This is a genomic window from Hydrogenophaga sp. (assembly GCF_051860785.1).
Lineage (GTDB): Bacteria > Pseudomonadota > Gammaproteobacteria > Burkholderiales > Burkholderiaceae_C > Hydrogenophaga.
The window spans coordinates 1-18627 of record NZ_JBIMLB010000026.1; the positions used below are offsets into that span (position 1 = coordinate 1).

The window sequence follows — 18627 nt, forward strand, 5'->3', positions numbered from 1 at the left end:
ACATCGTCTTCAATGCGGTGACCGATACGCGCCTGTACGACGAAGTCGCCGAGCGCTTCATGGAGGTCGATGCGAGCTGGCTCAGCGCCGGAGGCAGTCCGCTGGTGGTGGAGAAGCTGCAGTACTCCAACGATGGAGGGATCACCTGGCAGGACGTGAACCACGCCATTGGGGCGAACGGCACCAGCATCACCCTGCACGACCCCACGCTCACGAGCACGGCCAACATCCAGTTCCGCGTGATCAACCAGGTCAGCAGCGGGGCGGTGACCTCGCAGCAGGTGACTATCGACACCGTGGCGCCTGATGCGCCGGTCATTGGCGTGATTGCGGGTGATGACGAGATCGAGGCGCTGGAGCGCCCGAGCGCCACCGTGCAGGGCACGTCCGAGGCCAACGCTTTCATCGAGCTGAGCTTCAGCAGCGGCTTCACCCGCCACGTGCAGGCCGATGGCAATGGAGACTGGAGCTACAGCCTGACCGCGGCGGACTTCGCCGCCCTGGGCGTGGGTGCGCACAGCGTCACCGCCACGGCCAGCGACCTGGCGGGCAACACCAACGGTGTGCAGGACCAGCGTGACTTCACCATCCTCACACTGAACAGCCCCCCGGTGTTCACCAGCGGAACGGCGGTCAACTTCCTCGAAAACCGCACCGGCACGGTATACACCGCCACGGCCACCGACGCCGATGGCGATGCGCTGGTCTACAGCCTGGCTGGCACCGATGCGGCGCTCTTCGACATCGACGCCAGCACCGGCGTCGTCACGTTCAAGAACCCTCCCAGCTACGGCGCGCCAGCCGATGCCGGCGCCAACAACGTCTACGACATCACCATCACCGTCAGTGACGGCATCAACAGCTCGGCCCCACACGCCGTCCAGATATCCGTCCGGCCCGCCCTGACTGCCATCAATCTCTCGGACATTGCCGCGGGCAACGGCGGTTTCGTGATCAACGGGCAGGCGATGTTCGAACTCAGCGGCTATTCCGTGGCGAGCGCAGGGGATGTCAACGGTGACGGGCTGGACGATCTGATCGTCGGAGCGTTCAACAGCGAGCCTGCAGGAGGGCCGGTTGCTGGCCGCAGCTACGTGGTGTTCGGCAAGGCCGACAACCTGGCGGTCGATCTTTCGGCGGTGGCCAACGGCATTGGCGGTTTCGTCATCAATGGCCAGATGGCTGGGGATCAGAGCGGCTATTCCGTGGCAAGTGCGGGCGATGTCAACGGCGACGGTCTGGCGGACCTGATCGTGGGGGCGCCCTACAACGAATCGACGCAGGGCGCTGGCGCGGGGCGCAGCTATGTGATCTTCGGCAAGGCCGATGGCACGGCGATTGATCTCGCGGACGTGGCTGCAGGCAATGGTGGTTTCGCGATCGATGGTCAGGCGACCGATGACAACAGCGGCTATTCCGTGGCAAGCGCAGGCGACGTCAACGGCGACGGTCTGGATGACCTCATCGTTGGTGCGTACAAAAGTGACTCCGCAGGAGGGATAGACGCTGGCCGCAGCTACGTGGTGTTCGGCAAGGCCGATGGTGCATTGATCGATCTCTCGGCCGTGGCCAATGGCATTGGCGGCTTCGTGATCAACGGCGAAGCGCCAGACGACAGCAGCGGTGTCTTCGTTGCAAGCGCCGGCGACGTCAACGGCGACGGCCTGGACGACCTCATCGTCGGGGCCCACAACAGCGATCCGATGGGGGGCATCAACGCAGGGCGCAGCTACGTGGTGTTCGGCAAAGCCGATGGCACGGCCATCGACCTCACGGCCGTGGCTGCGGGCGTGGGGGGCTTCGTGATCAACGGCCAGGCGGCCGGAGATGAGAGCGGTCTTTCGGTGGCCAGCGCGGGCGACGTGAACGGCGACGGTCTGGCCGACCTGATTGTGGGCGCCCGCGCCAGCGATACGCTGGCCGGCCCGGATGCCGGGCGCAGCTACGTGGTGTTCGGCAAGGCAGATGGCTCAGCGATCGACCTCTCGGCCGTGGCCGCAGGCGTGGGTGGTTTCGTGATCAACGGGCAGGCGGCCCTGGACGAGAGTGGCTGGTCCGTAGCGAGCGCAGGTGATGTCAACGGCGATGGACTGGACGATCTGATCGTCGGGGCGTACCAGAGCGATCCCATCACGGGAGAAGGTGCGGGCCGCAGCTACGTGGTGTACGGGAAGGCCGATGGAACGGCGATCGACCTCTCGGCGGTGGCCGACGGCATCGGTGGCTTCGTGATCAACGGAGAAGGGATGTACCAGGTCAGTGGCCGTTCCGTGGCGAGCGCGGGCGATGTGGATGGTGACGGCCTGGCCGACCTGATCATCGGTGCACCCGCCGCCAACCCGGCGGCAGGCACAGCCGCAGGCCGCAGCTACGTCATTCTCAGCAGCCAGATAGGGCAAGGCCTCTTCGGTGCCGAACTGACCCAGCTGAGCGGCAGCGGAGCCGATGTGCTCCATGGTGGCAGTGGCGCGGACCGCATCGCAGCCGGTGCGGGCGACGACACCATCATGGGTGGCGGTGGTGCAGACGTGCTTTACGGCGGTGCGGGCAACGATACCTTCGTGCTCAATGCCTCGAACATCGCCCACCTGGGCGCCAGCCGGATCGATGGTGGCAACGGACGCGACACCGTGGTCTTTGGCCCCGACGTCACCGGTCTGGTGGACTTGCGCAGCCTGGGTGGCTCCTCGCTCAAGAGCATCGAGGCACTGGACCTGACCGGAGGCGGCAACGTCAACGCGCGCGTCAGCGTCCTGGATCTGCTCCAGCTCGAAGGCAACAGCGCGCACAACGTGTGGAACAGCGCGAACTGGGGCACCAGCGTGACGGGCAACGTCGCCGCGATCAACGGCACGAACTACCAGCAAGTGCTGATCAAGGGCAACGTCGGGGATACGTTCTGGATCGATGGCAACCACAACCTGACGCTGGAGCCCGGTGGCATGGTGCATGCCGATGGCCGCGCGTACCAGATCTACAACGATGCGAGCCGCAGGCTGCAGTTGCTCGTTGACAGCGAAGTCACGGTCAACCTGGATAGCCACAGACCGGTCTTCAGCAGCGGGAACACGGCCAGCGTGTTCGAAGGCATCCTGACCACCACCACGGTGTACGACGCCAACGCCACCGACGACGTGGCCGTGACGCACTACAGCCTGGCCGCAGGCGGCCACAACGACCTGTTCGATATCAACGCCAGCACCGGCGTGGTCACCTTCAAGGCCGTGCCCAGCGTTGCGGTCGACACGGTCTACCACATCACCGTGTACGCGCACGACAGCGTGGGCTCCACAGCGCAGGTCGTGGCCGTCACCGTCAAGGACTTGCCCACCGCGCCCGCGCTCAGCCTGGGCACCTGGGGCCAGCTCATCCTGCCCGTGGTGGTCGAAGGCAAGACCTACTACGTGTGGGACCTCAATGGCGATGGCACCCACGGGGGCTCTGGCGATCAGTTCGCCCACGACACCATGAATGCCCTCTTCCGGTACGACGTCAACGGTGTTCTGGAGACCGGGGGCAACGCCGTGGGGGAGGTGGGTGAGACCGACAACACCTACCGCTATGCCAGCATCAACGGCGTGCATGTGGCCCTGCCCACCTACGGGGGGCCCCTGACTCCGATTTCCTTTGGGTACCAGAATGGCACCGCCGTGAGCAGTGGTGCGGTGAACAACCCGGGTTACGACGACCTGCTGGCCATCTGGGATGCCTACAACGGCAACGGGACCGGGAACAGCATTTCTGGCACGCCGGCGGGCTGGTCCGGCGTCTACCTCATGGCGGCGACGCCTCACGCCCCCCATCACGTCATCGTGAACATGGGCAATGGCTACGTCAACCACTCCCTGGACAACGTGGTCACCTTTTACGCGGCATTGCAGGTGCTCTCGCAGATCACCAGCGGCTCTTCAGCCAGCGTGGCGGAGAACACCGCGGCCAGCGCCGTGGTCTACGACGCCGAAGGCTGGACCTCGCTGGGCAATGGTGAGCTCACCTGGAGTATCGTGGGTGGTACCGATGCGGCGCTCCTCACGATCGATGCCAGAAGTGGCGAGGTGCGCTTCCTGGCCAGTCCGGACTATGAGGCGCCCACGGACGGCGGTGCCAACAACACCTACCGCATCACCGTGCGCGCGACCACCAGCAACGGCGGCTTCATGGACAAGAACGTCGTCATCACCGTGACGGATGCGCCAGATAGCGGAGCAGGTGACCCCATGATCGACCTGGGTACCTGGGGGCAACTCATTCACGGTGTGCAGGTGGAGGGCAAGTGGTACTACGTGTGGGACCGAAACGATGACGGCAGCCACGGAGCCCATGGCCATGACACGTTCAACTACGGTGACCTGAACGCCATCTTCCGGTACAACGTGAACGGCGTTCTGGAGACAGCGGGCAATGCGGTGGGCGCTGTGGGCTCGACCGACAACACCTTCCGCTATGCAACGATCAACGGAATCTCGGTTGCGCTGCCCACCCAGGGGGCAGGGCTCAGTGGCATCTACGCGAGCACTTCGGCAGGGAGCGCAAACGGCACCGCGGTCAACAGCGGAGATCAGAGCAACGCTGTGTATGACGACCTGCTGGCGATCTGGGATGCCCACAATGGCAGTGGAGCCAGCTTGCAGGGAACACCATCCCATTGGTGGAGCACGGGTTCCTACGCGTCATCCACGCCCACGCTCACGGGTGGACACGCCACCGTAGCGCTGAGCAATGGCGAGCTCAACGACACCAACAACACCCATCCTGTGTACGTGGTGCTGCAGGTCCTGGATGCCAACGCCCCGGTGTTCCTTAGCGGCGGTACCGCCAGCATGTTGGAGACCGCCGCCATTGGTACGGTGGTGTACGACGCCAATGCCAACGACGGCGACGGTGGTGGTGTCGACCAGTGGATCCGCTACACCCTGGGCGGAACGGATGCGGCTTTCTTCAACATGGATGCCAGCACGGGCGTGGTGACGCTCGCACAAGGCCTGGACCATGAGATACCACTGGACGCCGGTGCCAACAACGTCTATGACATCACCATCACCGCGACGGACGTGAGCAACAACACCACGCAGCGGAACGTGGCCATCACCGTGAACAACGTGGTCGATGGTGCGGCCGGCCACACCGTGATCGACCTCGGTACTCTCGGCCAGCTCATTCGTGGGGTGCAGGTGGAAGGCAAGTGGTACTACGTGCTCGACTTGAACAGGGATGGCGTCCACGGCAGTGGCGACGCCATGACCCACCACGATCTTGGCGCGATGGTCCGTTTCAACATCAACGGCGTGCGGGAGACGGACGCAAACGCGGTGGGTTTGGTGGGTTCCATCGACAACACTTTCCGCTACTTCGCGATCAACGGCGTGACCTTGGCACTGCCCACCTACGGGGCGGCGCTGAGTGGCGCCAACGCCAGTCCGGCACAAGTCTTCAAGAACGGCACGGCGGTCAACAGCCCCACGCAGAACAACCCAACGTACGACGACATGCTGGCGATCTGGGACGCGCACAACGGCAACGGGACCGGGACCGGGACGAGTGGGGTGCCGTCCGGGTGGGGCGCGCCCTACTACTGGACGGCAACACCTTCTTCCGTGGGACACACCTCACTGCAAATGAACAACGGCCACGTTCACCCGAGCAACAGCGATGCGGATATGAACTACGTGGTGTTCCAGGTCTTGTGAGCGCGTGGATGGGTACTTCGGACCCCACTTGCGCCCCTTGGGCCAGGAAAGTCCGGCAACGATGAACGCCCCATGAGGGCTGGAGAACGCGATGAGACAGAGATCCGCGCCGCAGGCGTCACCGATTGCTGGCGGCGGCGCCCCTCAGAGTAGGGCAGATGTTGCCAGCGCACATGCAGAATCCTCAGGCGATCTTCAGCAGAAGCAGCAGCTAAGGCGGGAGCTGCTTACGTGGCAGGAGGCACTGCTTCAGAAGAAAAAGGAGCTTGAGCTGCACCCTCGGATGCAGTCTCTGCGCAAGTGGGAGAAGGAGCAGATGCCAGGAATGCAGCCCTTGATGGCGGAGAAATTCAAGCTGGAACTGCTGCGGCAGGAGCTGGAGCCTGAGCAGCAGCAGAGGCTGGAGCGGCTGACTAAGGAAGAACTGGCGCCGCTCATCGAGCTGAATCAGCTGCTGGCGCCACTCAGCGGGGAACTGGAGCTGGTACAGCTGCGCTTGAACGCGCTGGATGTGCTCGGGGGCGAGAGAATGGATGAGCATTTGCCGCGAAAACGGCATCCCTACGACGCCTCGCGCACCGTTCATCCACAGGTACAGGCTATCCAGGATGTTCAGGCGACCGGCAGGCTCCAGCATCCAGTGGCTCCACCTATTGCGCGTGCATTGCACCATGCACGTGTCACTCCGGTAGTCCCCGTCGCAGCGTCCCCTTCATCGGGCGCTTTGCCCGCCCCGACCGCGGGGCCGCTTCGCCGTCCGCCTGCGAGGAGTGGTCGCGGGCCCGTCCCGACCTTGGGGCCAATTCGCCGTCCGCCCGCTAGTGGCGGTCGCGGGCCCGGGCTGTGATCTGCACTGTCCAAAACCCTTTCACCAAGTTTTCCCATTTGTTTTTTAAAGGAACCACCATGACCCCTCATTTCGCAGACACGATTGTTCAAGTTTCACTCACCGGTTCGCTCGTGCGCATCGATCTGGGCACCGTGACGGTGGTGAACAAGGACGGCAAGCAGGAAGCCCGGCTGGTGCCCACCCAGCAACTGGTGATGCCGCTGGATGGTTTCGTGCGCGGCTTTGGCGTGCAGCAGCAGGCCGTGAACAAGCTGATCGCCGATGGCGTCCTCAAGCCGCACGATCCACAGGCGAAGGCTGAAACGCCCGCGGCTGAAACGCTGGCTGCAGCTGCTCATTGATGGGGTGCTAGGCAGCGACCATGGACAAACCCCAAAAACCGGCCACTTCCGGCTCGGGACGGGATGCTCCCCTCCCTGTGAACGATGAGCTCCCTGCCTCGCGTGAGGCTGCCCTGGCTAAAGGATGGATCTCCGCCGTTGAGCTACTGGGACGACTGCCACCGGCGGTGGCTCCCTCAGCGAGCACTTCTTGGAGCAATTTCGTATCCCCCTTCGCTGGCCAATCCTTCGGGAGGGATCAAGTTGCCCCGGTATCTCGGCTGCATCCCATTCCGCAGCGAGTGCCAGTGCCGGCGGCGCCCCTCGCAAGTTTTCTGCCGCCGATGCCACCTCTAGAACGACCGGGTCGTACGTCGGTGGTGTCGTCACCAGGCGGCGGGCTGCGAAGCCGATCATCGGCGTTTCGGCCAGTGGGTGACGCTGGTCCCGATGTCGGCGAGATCAAGAGCGTTTCCCTTCCATCGTCCAGGGATCGAGGCCCAGGCCACAACTAGAAGTCGCGACGATTCGGTGCGCCTGAAATGAAAAAGCCCCCTGCATTTCTGCAGCGGGCTTTTTCCGTTTCCAGGCTTTCAGCTGGCCGAGGCCAGCCTGAGCTTAGAACTTGTGGCGCATGCCGATGCCGTAGAGCTGGTCCTTCGTGTCGCCTGCTGGCATAGGTGCAACCAGCTTGGCCTTGACGTTGGTCAAGCCTGCGTACAAGGTGGTGCGCTTGCTCAGGTCGTAGCGGTACTCAACGCCGTGGGAGGTGGTCTTGGCAATCTTCACGCCTGCCACTTTGGTGTTCTCACCGCCAAAGCCGGCGTTGAGGCTGCCTGCCGAGCCGAAGGGCACCGACACGCTCAACACGTAGCCGCTTTCCTTTTGACCATTGGCCACGCCGTCATCTTGGGTGACGAACTGCCCCAGGACCTTCGCCATGCCGAAGTCGTAGCTGGCGCCCAGGCCGGTGTTCTTCGCAGTGACGGAACCGACGCCGCCGCTCTTCAGGGTTTCATAGACGCCTTGCACGGCGAACTTGCCCACCGCGTAGCCAGCAGAAAGGCCGATGGCGCGACCTGCGGATGCGCCTGGGGCGCCATTTTCGCCGAATGCATATTGCACAGACGCGGTGAAGCCACCCATGGCCGGAGCCGTGTACAGCAGCGAGTTGTTCCAGCGGACACCAGGGCTCAGCGCGCCAAGAGCATCCGTCACGGCGGTGCCGAAGATGGCGTTGGTGGCGGAGAAGGCGGACGTGCCTTGAGCGTCGAAGCTGTCCATCAGACCGAACAGCTGCGTGTACTGGCGGCCCATTTCAATGGAGCCAAAGCCACCGCTCAGGCCCATCTTGCTGGTGCGACTAAATGCGGTGCTGGCACCCGTGTCGGCGCCAACGGCAGCTTCCAGTTGGAATGTTGCCTTCAAGCCGCCGCCCAGGTCTTCCGCGCCACGCAGGCCCCAACGACTGCCGCTCAAGCCGCCGCTGTTCAGGCTCGCACCCTTTTTGACACCGCCGGCAACTTGCTCTTCGACAGGAGCGCCTGGATTGACGATGCCATTGAACGGCGCGCCGCCAAAGGTGGTCTTCGTGGTGCCTTCGCCCACAAACATGTCCATCACACCGTACATCGTGACGTTGGACTGAGCGTGGGCGGCGCCGGCCACGGCGCCGAAGGCGGCCAGGGCGATCATCGTTTTCTTCATGAAGATTCCTTGATAAAGGTTGAAAACACAGTTTTTGAAAAAGCCGCCGGGATCTGCTTTTTGGGTGTCGGGCGGCTCCGTCGTGGCCGACAGGCAAATCTGTTTTGCGCATCGAGCACGTCGAAAACAGGAATCTAGGGGCCTGGCTGATGGGCTTGCGGCGAAGGATCGAGGCGAGATTTGGCAAGCACGGTTTGCATCGAAGTGGGAACTAAATGCCTATCTGGAGGGAAATGGGCTGTTTCACGAAGGCCGCGGCCGTTGGGTAGGAATGAGGAAAAAGGGTGCGCCAACGCGAGCGGATGAGCGCTTCGAAAATCTGCGCGGAGACCGCCGCGGGCCTCAGCGCGTGGGCGCCTCTTCTGCAGATGGATGCCGACAAATGACATCTGATGTCTTTCAGATGTCCGTTGGTTCTTTTATTGCGAGGCGATGCGAAGCGGGATGAAAGTCGCGAATGCCGGCTTGTTGAGCGGCACTCTCACTTTTTTGCCATGTCCTCAGACGAGATACCGTTCCACCTTTCCGACGTGCTGAATTGGGATGAAGGTCCCCATCAGGCCGAACTTTTGTTGTCACAAGCGCTGAACGCGTTGCAAAAAGGTGACATCGAGGGTGTGGATCGACCCTTGCGCCGGCTTGAAGTCGCGCGCCCGTTGGACCCCATGGTGTTGCAACTCCGGGCGGTGGTCGCCCTGGCGCAGCGCCGTCCGGGAGACGCCATTCGAGCACTGGGCGAGGTGCTGCGGCTGACCCCCGACGCGGAACCTGCCTGGTTCAATCTGGGGCAGGCACTGAACATGGCACAGGAATGGACTGGTGCGGTGAAGGCGTTTGACCGTGTGTTGCAGTTGCAGCCTGGCCATGCGGAAGCGTTCTTCGGTCGAGCGCAAGCATGGCGGGCGTTGGGTGAGCACGGCAAGGCTGGCAGGGATGCCTCGGAGGCTTTGCGCCTGAACCCCGCGCATGTGGGCGCGTTGCAGGCGCAGGCGAACGCCCTGCTGGTGGCTGGCGCGTTCGACCGCGCTCTTGTGGCGTTCGGTGAACTGGAGCGCCGGCAACCCGGTGCCCCTTTCGTTGCGTGCTTGCGGATGTTCCTGGCGCGCCAGCTGTGTGAGTGGTCGGCTTTGGGCCTGCCACCGTTGCCGGGGGAAGAAGCGGGCGCGCAGCCTGAAGACCAGGCAGGTGAGCTGGCGCTGCTCCGTCAGCGTGCGTTGCGCGGCGAACCCGCGCTGGAGCCGTTTGCTTCCCTGGTGCTGTACGACGACCCTGCCTTGCACCACCAGGTGGCCGCACTCTGGATGGGGCGGATGTTCCCGCCGCAGTCGCTCTCAACTCCCGACACGATGCGGCCATCGGAGCACGGGCGGCTGCGCGTGGCTTATGTGTCCAGCGACTTCTACAACCACGCCACGGCTTACTTGCTGGCAGGGGTTCTGGAACAGCATGACGCCAGCCTTGTGGAGGTGCTGCTGCTGAACTACGGCACACCACGTCAGGACGGCATGCGGGATCGGCTGATGAAGAACGGCTGCCAATGGATGGACGTTCGCGACAGGACGGATGCCCAGGTGGCGGCGCTGTGCCGGGAGCTCGGAGTGCATGTGGCGGTGGACCTGAAAGGCCTTACGCGTGACAGCCGCCCGGGCATCTTTGCGCACCGCGCAGCACCGTTGCAAGTGAACTGGCTGGGGTACCCCGGCACCATGGCTGCGCCGTATTACGACTATCTGCTGGCCGACCATCGGGTAATGGGTGAAGCGCAGCGCGCCCACTGCAGAGAGGCGGTGGCGTACATGCCGCACTGTTACCAGCCCAACGACGACAAGCGCCCGATCGACCCCACGCCCCAGTCGCGCGCGGCCCACGGGCTGCCGGAAGCGGGGCTGGTGCTGTGCAGCTTCAACAACAGCTTCAAGATCACGCCGGAGGTCTGGGATGTCTGGATGGCGCTGCTGGTGCAAACGCCGGGCAGCGCGCTGTGGCTGCTCAAGACGCACGACGTCGCCGTGGCCCATCTGCGCCAAAGCGCCAGCGAACATGGGGTGGACCCGGCCCGGCTGGTGTTCGCTCCGCCGCTGGATCTGCCCCTGCACCTGGCGCGTCTTCAACTCGCCGATCTGAGTCTGGAGACCTTTCCCTACAACGCGCACACCACGGCCAGCGATGCGTTGTGGGCGGGCGTGCCGCACATCACCTGCATGGGTGATTCGTTGGCCTCGCGCGTGGGTGCAAGCCTGCTGCACGCGGTCGGGCTACCAGAGTTGGTTACTTCGTCCCTGGAGGCGTACGCAACGCTGGCGCAAAGCCTGCTGGACGCTCCGGAGCGGTTGAAGGCGTTGCGCGCGCAATTGCAGTCGGAACGTGGCGAAGCGCCCTTGTTCGACACTGCGGGCTTTGCGCGCCAGCTCGAGCGCGCATTTCACGAAATGCACGCAAGACATTTGTGCGGGCTGCCGCCGAGCGATTTCGATGTGTGACGAAATCGACTCAATGCCCTCCTTTCTGGCACGCGGATTCCCGGGCCAGGGTGGTGCGGGTGTGACCTTCTTCGCAGGCAGAAACGGTATTAGTTGGCACTTGGAAATTTGGTTCGAAATCCCGGACTGCTGGTGCGGCGGCGGGCTCAGTTGGTGACTTCCCGCGCCACCCTGTAGCCCCGACTGATGCAATGGAATTCGTGTCGTTGAGGTGCTGCCAAAGGCCCACCGGCCCTGGGCAAGCGCCCCTTCGACTGCGTCGCGAATACCTCGCGACGCCATGTGTTGCTCATCAACCGGAGGAAGCATCATGGGAACCACAGACGCCTGTTTGCAGGTGGATCATGACGAAGCAAGATTCGACCTGCTCCAGGGAGCGGTCGTGGTGGATGGCCAGGCCGTGGGGTTCTGGGGTGCGCGCGGCATCCAGAACCTTTTTCTTGGCTCGGGCAAGTGCTTCGATCTCACCTGCGGCGTGGGTGGTGCTGACCGCGTGTTCCTTCAAGGCGCGAGCGCGGATCACCAGGTGAGTGTGCGCTCCGACGTGCTGACGCTCCGGCACGCGGCACATGGCACCCAGATCAAGCTGCATGCCAGTCGAGGCCCCAGAGAGCTCGTGTTCGACGATGGCGCGGTCATGCTGGGCTCACTCTGGCGCAGCGCAGGGCAGGTCTCGGCTTTGCTGGGCGTGGTCGGAGAGGCCGCTGCCTGCGCGCAGGCCACCGTGGCCAGCCACGTGAGGGCTGAGCCTCGAATGGCGATGGGAGCCCTTCCCGAGGGCGCCCTGCTTCAGCTGGAAGGGCTGGCCGGCGTGGAAACGGTATACGCCGGCGACCCCCGCATTTGCGTGCATCTGGATGGAAGGCTTGCCGAGCACAAGGCGCGGCTTTCGGGCAGGGCGATCGCCTTGAGCCGTCGTTCAAGCGGGCTCCTGGAGACCGCGTACGTGGTTGGACCTGCGCGGCTGGTGTTCGCCGATGGCAGCGTGCAGTCAGAGGCCATGTTTCGTGCTGTGAAACACAACGAGGCCTGGCCCACACCGCATGGGGAGGCCTTGATCGCGTTGCCTCGCATCACCGCCGTGGCACTGGACGTCAATTCGGCAGACATCGACTGGTCGGACGACTGGCCGGGTGCGTTGCCCAGTGGCTTGTTTGGGGGTTGCCGGGTCGGCCAGGTGTTCGAGGCCAGCGTCTCTCTGGAAGAGGCCGTGAAGGTGGATGGCACCCCGCGCCTGCACCTGTGCGTGGGCGGGCATCACCGAGCCGCGCAGTTCAGTGGCGGCAGCGGCACCGACACCCTGCGCTTTGTCTACACGGTCACCGAAGACGATGTGGCCCAGGGGGCGGGCAGTGAAACCAAGGGGTTGACGCTTACCGGCCGCAGCAATCTGGATGTAGAGGTCGGCCCGGTGCTGACCGCCGGCGCCTCCATCCGGGCCTTGCAGCCCTCGCTTCTGCAGATGGATGCTCCCGCACAAATGCCGCAGCCGATGGCAGACGAGAGCGGTTGGCAGACCCTGATTGAAGAGAGTGAACGCCGGCTTGCAGTCGCGCTGGCTTCCCTCGAAGAGAACGATGGCGAGAAGACCTCAGGCCACCGCGGCAGCTACATCCATCCCGACCTGGAACTGGAGTTGCTGCTGGACATCGATCTGTCCGACCTTGAGATGCCTGCCAGCGTTGCGGCCGGCGTCCAGCGGCAACCTGTTCTTCAGCTTGCTTGAATGCCAGGTGTCAGGCGGCAGCGCCCGACTCGTAGGCCGTGCGAAGCTCGCAAGCGCACAACCCGGAGTCCATGCGCCACCCGGTAACGGTGCTTCTGTCCTCCAGTAGCCTGGTCAGTTCTGCATGGTCTCCTTCCACTTCGATCCTCACCTTCACCGCGCGATCTTCGGCTTTCAGGGCCAGCACGTCGATCTGGATGCGGTTGATGGTGGGGGCCTTCTGCAGAATCCAGAGGAGCTGGCGAAGCAGCGGGTTGGCGTGGATGCGCTGCACGCCTTCCCCCAGCTGGATGGTGGCTGCGGGCAGGGTGATTTGTCCGCGGTGGTCTGCCAGCACACGCACATGAGAAAGCAGCCAGTTCTCCAGTGAGTTGCGGTCGGCCCAGCCGTCTTCACGCTGAATGAGCGCGCTGTGCAGCAGGTAGTCGGACAGCAAATACACCAGGGAAGGTTCGACCGGGCGACCGCGCTCGGCGGCCAGAGCCAGCTTGTTCATGGCGTTGAGAACGCTGTGGATGTCCCACAGCAGCGGCGCCGACCGGTTCTGCTGACGGCCCGTTCGGTGCGACTCGCTGCCTGCCCGCCATCGCCATAGCAGGGCGCCCACCACGATGCCCGCCACGAACGCGATGGAGACTCCCAGTGCCCCGATCAACCAGTTTGTCATTGAAGTTCTCTCTTGTCTCTCTTGTGCTCGTCAGGCCGACTCCACAGGGCCGGGCAGGCTCATGGGCCAGGTGGGCGGGTGTGCGTTTTCACGCCGCAGTTGCTGCCGGCGCACCTGCTCCAGCATGGTCGGTGAGAGCGAAGGCAAAGTATCTGCGAGGGGCCTGGCCAAGGCAATCCGCCGGGCCACCTGGCGTGCGATCTGTTCGAGGTCGTCTCGTTGCTTCAGGTACCAAGCCAGCGTCTGCTCCAGCGATTCGCCTTCTCGCAGGCAGTGCGCCGTGACCAGAAGACCGCGTTTGAATCCGGGGTCCAGGCCATCAAAATACCAGTCGCTCAAGCGATCCAGAGCTTGCGCGCCGGCCGTGGCGGCGGGCTTGGGCAGCCACAGCATGGGGGTGCCCGCTTCCATGGCGCGGTTGGCCACGTCGCGTAGCCCGCAAAAGAGCAGGTCGCTGCTCCAGATGATCTCGTCCTGCTGACTCCAGCTCAGGGCCGGCAGATCCATCACGTGGACATGCGCGGTGCTGGCAGACGCCTTCAACTGCAGTGCCTCCACCGGAATGAGCCCTTCCGGTCCCCGGGCCCGCAGCACCAGCACCGGCTGGTGAAAGGCCTGCGCCAGGCTCTGGACAAACAACGGGAAGTCGGCAATGGCGGCACCCCAGCAACTGATGATGAGTGCGCCCTTGGCCCGGTCACCCGACAGGCCCAGTGCCTCCAGCGTGGTTTGCGTGAGGCTTGGGTGCGCCTTCCAGCGCGTGCGCAGTTCGACGTTGTTGCGCATGTCCTTGATCAGGCCGACGCCCTGGACCTTTTCATCCTGAACCACGTCGAACACCATGGTGTTCATGACGGCGGTCGATGAGGCCGCTTCGCCGGTGGCGAGTGTGTGGCCTACGGGCCAGATGCGGAATTGCTTGCAGCGGTTGCTGGCGCCGTAAACCATGCGCTCACGGTAGCGGGTAGGCACATCGGTGTCGCCCAGGCACACCACGTTGTCGGCGGGTGCAATGGCATCGGCCAGCCTCAGGCGCCAGATCTCGTAGTTGGCGAGCGGCTGGACCCAGAGGGTGTTCTCGATGCGTGCGCTCATGACACCGAGACGGCCAGGGTCGTCGACAAAGATTCGCACCCGCTGGGTGGGTACGGTGGCCAGTTGGGCGGCCAGCAGGGGAAGGTCTCGCAATCCGTCCAGCCCTTGGGCCGGCGTGAACAGGTCCCAGGTGGTATTCCTGGGGGGGGAGTGCCTAGACATGGTGTTCTCCGGCATGCAGGAGCCGGGCAGGACGGCCCACGCTACCAGCTGCATAGGTCAAATCATCTTCGTAAGGCAACACTCGGTAGCAAGAAGGGTATGAAGCGTCGACTTGAAGGTATGAATTGCTGATCGGAGGTGTCAGTTGCCATTTCTGGGTACTTCAGGCCTCAAGTTTGTGGAGGGCGATCCGTCAGGGCCCGGGCTCCCCTGGCCATGCGCGCGGCCAGTCGAGCGGCCACGCGGGCGGTCAGGCCGTCGCGGTCGAGCGAAGGGTTGAGCTCGGCAATGTCGGCAGCAACCAGACGGCCTGACGCCAGCACTTCGTCGATGAGCACCTGAGCCGCGGCCATCGGCACTCCGAGTGCGGCAGGCGCCGAGACGCCAGGCGCCTGACCGCCGGGCAGGACGTCCAGGCACACCGTGAGATAGACCGCATCGCAGTCCTGCAGGTCAGCCGCCAGCGCCTGCCGCGCCAGCTCCACGCCCGCCGGACTCTGCAGGGCGTCGTCGAGCCAGTGGCGCACGCCCATGGCTTGTGCGCGCTCGAAAAGTGCCTGCGTGTTGGCGTACTCGCTGATGCCGAAGACGCGGTAGTTGAACGGTCGATCCTGGGCCGCGCACCAGCCGTGGATCTGCCGGAAGGGGGTGCCTGAATTGCCTTGCGCCGCCTCGCGCAGGTCGAAATGGGCATCCAGGTTGACGATCAGCACGCGGTGGCTGGAGGGGAGCGCGCGCACGATACCCTGGAACGTGCCCCAGGCCATTTCGTGGCCACCACCCAGCACGAGCGGCAAGCTGTTTCGCGCCAGGGCGGCAGCCACGCGCACGGCCAGTTCCTCCTGTGCCGCTTCGAGCGCGCCGTTCTCACAGTGCACATCGCCTGCGTCGTGCAGCGCGGGCTCGCCCAGCACCGGCAGGTTGGCCAGGGCGGTGCGCAGCGCGTGGGGGCCTTTTGCGGCGCCGGTGCGTGCGGCATTGCGACGCACGCCTTCGTCCACGGCAAAGCCGATGAGGGTGACGCCTCCGCGCGAACCGGCCGCGAGCGGTCGCACGTGTTGGTGCCATCGAGGGGTGGGCCCGCTGTCTTCGGCGTCAACGCGTCCCTGCCATGGGAACGGCGGTAGGGTTTCGATGGTGCTCATGGTCGTTCCCGGCCTTCCTGAATGGTGCGCGCCACCGCATGATGGCCGAACCAGTAGGCCAGCTCGTTGGGGTGGTCGAGATTCCAGGCGACGAAGTCGGCGCGCTGGCCGGGCGCCAGCTTGCCGCGGTCGTGCAGCCCGAGGGCGCGCGCGGCGTTCAGGGTGATGCCCTGTACGGCCTCCAGCGGCGTGAGCCGGAACAGGGTGCAGGCCATGCTGGCCATGAGCAGCAGCGACAGGCTGGGTGAACTGCCGGGGTTGTGGTCGGTGGACACGGCCATGGGCACCCCCGCCGTGCGCAGCGCCGCCACGGGCGGCAGCCTGGTTTCACGCAGGAAGTAGAAGGCACCAGGCAGGAGCACGGCCACCGTGCCGCAGCGGCGCATGAGCGGGATGTCGGCCTCACTCAGGTGTTCCAGATGGTCGCAAGACAGCGCGCCCAGCGAGGCGGCCATGGCGGCGCCATGCTGGTTGGAGAGTTGCTCGGCGTGCAGCTTGATGGGCAACCCCAGGGCACGGGCGGCGTCGAACACGCGGCGCGTGTGGGCCAGTGAGAAGCCGATGTTGTCGCAGAAGGCATCCACGGCGTCGACCAAGCCCTGGGCGTGGAGGTCTGGCAGCCAGTCGCAAACCGCGTCGATGTACTCGTCCGCGCGGCCATCGAAGTCGGGTGGCACAGCGTGAGCACCCAGGAAAGTGGTCTGCACGCTCAAGGGCAGTTCACGCCCCAGGCGGCGGGCCACGCGCAGGCACCGCGCTTCGGCTTCCAGCGACAGGCCGTAGCCCGATTTGATTTCCAGCGTGGTCACGCCTTCGGCCATCAGCCGCCGGGCGCGCTGCTCGGCACTGTCGAACAAGGCTTCTTCGGTCGCGGCTCGCGTGGCCGCCACGGTGGAGCGGATGCCGCCGCCTGCCTGCGCAATGGCCTCGTAGCTCAGCCCGTTCAGGCGCAACTCGAATTCATGGGCGCGGTTGCCCGCGTAGACGAGGTGGCTGTGGCAGTCCACCAATCCAGGCGTGACGAGGGTATGGCCCAGGTCGTGCTCCGTGTCCACACGCTGTCGCAGTTCAGCGGGCATCTCGCTCGCAGGCCCCACCCATTCGATGCGCTCTCCCCGGGTGAGCATGGCGCCGTGGTCGATCAGGCCCCAGCCGTTGTCCGTCAAGGTGGCCATGCGCGCACTGCGCCAAAGGACGAGGTTTGTCATGCGTGATCCTCCACGGGAGTAGGTCAGGCGTTCCAGACGGTCTCGAACAGGTCGGCACAGCCCTCGCTGGCCGCGCCCTGCATCACCAGCCACCGCGCGGCTTCGATGTCGGGCGCAAAGAGGCGGTCCTGTGCGTAGAAGGGCACGCGCTCGCGCAGCGTGTCGTGGGCTTGCGCCAGCTTCGGCGAGGTGGCCAGCGGACGGTGGAAATCAACGCCTTGCGCGGCGGCCAGCCATTCGATGCCGAGGATGGTGGCCGTGTTCTGTGCCATTTCGTCGAGCCGACGGCCCGCGAACGTGGCCATGCTCACATGGTCTTCCTGGTTGGCCGAGGTGGGCAGGCTGTCCACACTGGCCGGGTGGGCGTGCGATTTGTTTTCGGACGCCAGCGCGGCGGCGGTGACGTGCGCGATCATGAAGCCCGAGTTCAGGCCCGGGTTGTCGACCAGGAACGGCGGCAGGCCCGACAGGCTCGCGTCGATCAGCAGCGCGATGCGGCGTTCGGCCAGGGCACCGATCTCGGCGATGGCCAGGGCCAGCGTGTCGGCCGCAAAGGCCACCGGCTCGGCGTGGAAGTTGCCACCCGAGAGCACTTCACCCGTGTCGGTGAACACCAGCGGGTTGTCGGTGACGGCGTTGGCTTCGATCAGCAGCGTGCGCGCGGATTGCACGATGAGGTCGCGGCAGGCACCCATCACCTGGGGCTGGCAGCGCAGGCTGTAGGGATCCTGCACGCGCTCGTCGTTCTCCAGGTGCGAGAGACGGATGGCGCTGCCCTGCAGCAACCGGCGCATGACCGCCGCCAGGGCGATCTGGCCTGGCTGGCCGCGCACCGCGTGGATGCGGGGGTCGAACGGCGCATCGCTGCCCTTGGCGGCGTCCACGCACAGGGCGCCTGTGACGGTGCCGGCTTCCAGCAGGCGTTCGGCCATGAAGAGGCCGTGCAAGGCCAGCGCGGTGGAAACCTGCGTGCCGTTGATGAGTGCCAGGCCTTCCTTGGCCGCCAGCGTCAGCGGCGCGATGCCGGCCTGGCGCAGCGCTGCGGCGGCGGGCATGACCTGGCCGTTCACGCGCGCATCGCCCTCGCCCATGAGGGTGAGCGTCATGTGCGACAGCGGCGCCAGATCGCCCGATGCCCCGACCGAACCCTTGATGGGGATGAGGGGCACGATGCCGGCGTTGAACACCGCCAGCAAGGTGTCGATGACGATCGGCCGCACGCCCGAGAAGCCGCGTGCCAGGCTGGTCGCCTTCATTGCCATCACCAGCCGCACCGTGGCATCCGACATGGGCTCACCCGTGCCCACCGAGTGCGAGAGGATCAGGTTGCGCTGGAGCAGTTCGAGCTGGTCGTCGGGGATGCGGGTGCGCGCCAGTTTGCCGAAGCCGGTGTTGATGCCGTAGGCCGCATCGCCTTTTCCGACGATGCGCTGGATGGTGGCGGCAGAGGCTTCGATGTCGGCGCTGGCTTCGCCAGGCAAGGCAATGCGCACCGGCTGCTGCCAGAGGGTTCGCAAGTCGGCCAGGGTCATCTGGCCGGGATTCAGGGTAAGAGACTTCGTGTTCATCGTTCTGGATTT

At 64.9% G+C, this 18627-nt stretch carries 11 protein-coding genes; 4 read left to right on the forward strand and 7 right to left on the reverse strand.

The features are described 5' to 3' along the window. Positions 1–5687 (forward strand): cadherin domain-containing protein (locus ACTIF6_RS23705; RefSeq protein WP_439590213.1); only part of this gene is annotated, 5687 nt, incomplete at its 5' end. 211 nt (positions 5688–5898) lie between these two features. Here the strand turns inward: ACTIF6_RS23705 and ACTIF6_RS23710 are convergent. Then, complete coding sequence (locus ACTIF6_RS23710) at positions 5899–6324, reverse strand: hypothetical protein (protein WP_439590214.1); 426 nt, start codon at positions 6322–6324, stop codon at positions 5899–5901. A gap of 269 nt (positions 6325–6593) precedes the next feature. Between ACTIF6_RS23710 and ACTIF6_RS23715 the strand changes: the two genes are divergently transcribed. Beyond that, complete coding sequence (locus ACTIF6_RS23715; RefSeq protein WP_439590215.1) at positions 6594–6878, forward strand: hypothetical protein; 285 nt, start codon at positions 6594–6596, stop codon at positions 6876–6878. A gap of 597 nt (positions 6879–7475) precedes the next feature. Here ACTIF6_RS23715 and ACTIF6_RS23720 read toward each other — a convergent pair. After that, positions 7476–8564, reverse strand: coding sequence for a porin (locus ACTIF6_RS23720; RefSeq protein WP_439590216.1), 1089 nt, complete (start codon positions 8562–8564; stop codon positions 7476–7478). Positions 8565–9136: 572 nt separating this feature from the next. On the opposite strand from ACTIF6_RS23720, the gene ACTIF6_RS23725 reads away from it, so the two are divergent. Together ACTIF6_RS23725 and ACTIF6_RS23730 are read left to right on the forward strand one after the other, a co-directional pair. Continuing rightward, a complete protein-coding gene (locus tag ACTIF6_RS23725; RefSeq protein WP_439590217.1) occupies positions 9137–11044 on the forward strand; it encodes an O-linked N-acetylglucosamine transferase family protein in 1908 nt (635 codons plus the stop codon). Between the two features lie 310 nt (positions 11045–11354). Then, entirely contained in the window at positions 11355–12770 is a 1416-nt protein-coding gene (locus tag ACTIF6_RS23730; protein WP_439590218.1) for a hypothetical protein, read from the forward strand. Positions 12771–12780: 10 nt separating this feature from the next. On the opposite strand, the gene ACTIF6_RS23735 is transcribed toward ACTIF6_RS23730, so the two are convergent. The 5 genes from ACTIF6_RS23735 to hutH all read right to left on the reverse strand — a co-directional run bounded on the left by ACTIF6_RS23735 (position 12781) and on the right by hutH (position 18615). Next, on the reverse strand, positions 12781–13437 hold the full coding sequence (locus tag ACTIF6_RS23735; protein ID WP_439590219.1) for a hypothetical protein: 657 nt from the start codon (positions 13435–13437) through the stop codon (positions 12781–12783). 30 nt (positions 13438–13467) lie between these two features. Then, positions 13468–14694, reverse strand: coding sequence for an elongation factor P maturation arginine rhamnosyltransferase EarP (gene earP / locus ACTIF6_RS23740; protein ID WP_439590220.1), 1227 nt, complete (start codon positions 14692–14694; stop codon positions 13468–13470). Positions 14695–14864: 170 nt separating this feature from the next. Continuing rightward, the gene (hutG, locus tag ACTIF6_RS23745) at positions 14865–15839 is read right to left on the reverse strand and encodes a formimidoylglutamase (protein ID WP_439590221.1); all 975 of its coding nucleotides are present in this window, start codon (positions 15837–15839) and stop codon (positions 14865–14867) included. After that, complete coding sequence (gene hutI, locus ACTIF6_RS23750) at positions 15836–17047, reverse strand: imidazolonepropionase (protein ID WP_439590222.1); 1212 nt, start codon at positions 17045–17047, stop codon at positions 15836–15838. Before hutI ends, hutG begins: the two co-directional genes overlap by 4 nt. Before the next feature lie 23 nt (positions 17048–17070). Next, positions 17071–18615, reverse strand: a complete 1545-nt coding sequence (hutH, locus tag ACTIF6_RS23755; protein ID WP_439590274.1) for a histidine ammonia-lyase — start codon at positions 18613–18615, stop codon at positions 17071–17073. Between the last annotated feature and the right edge of the window lie 12 nt (positions 18616–18627).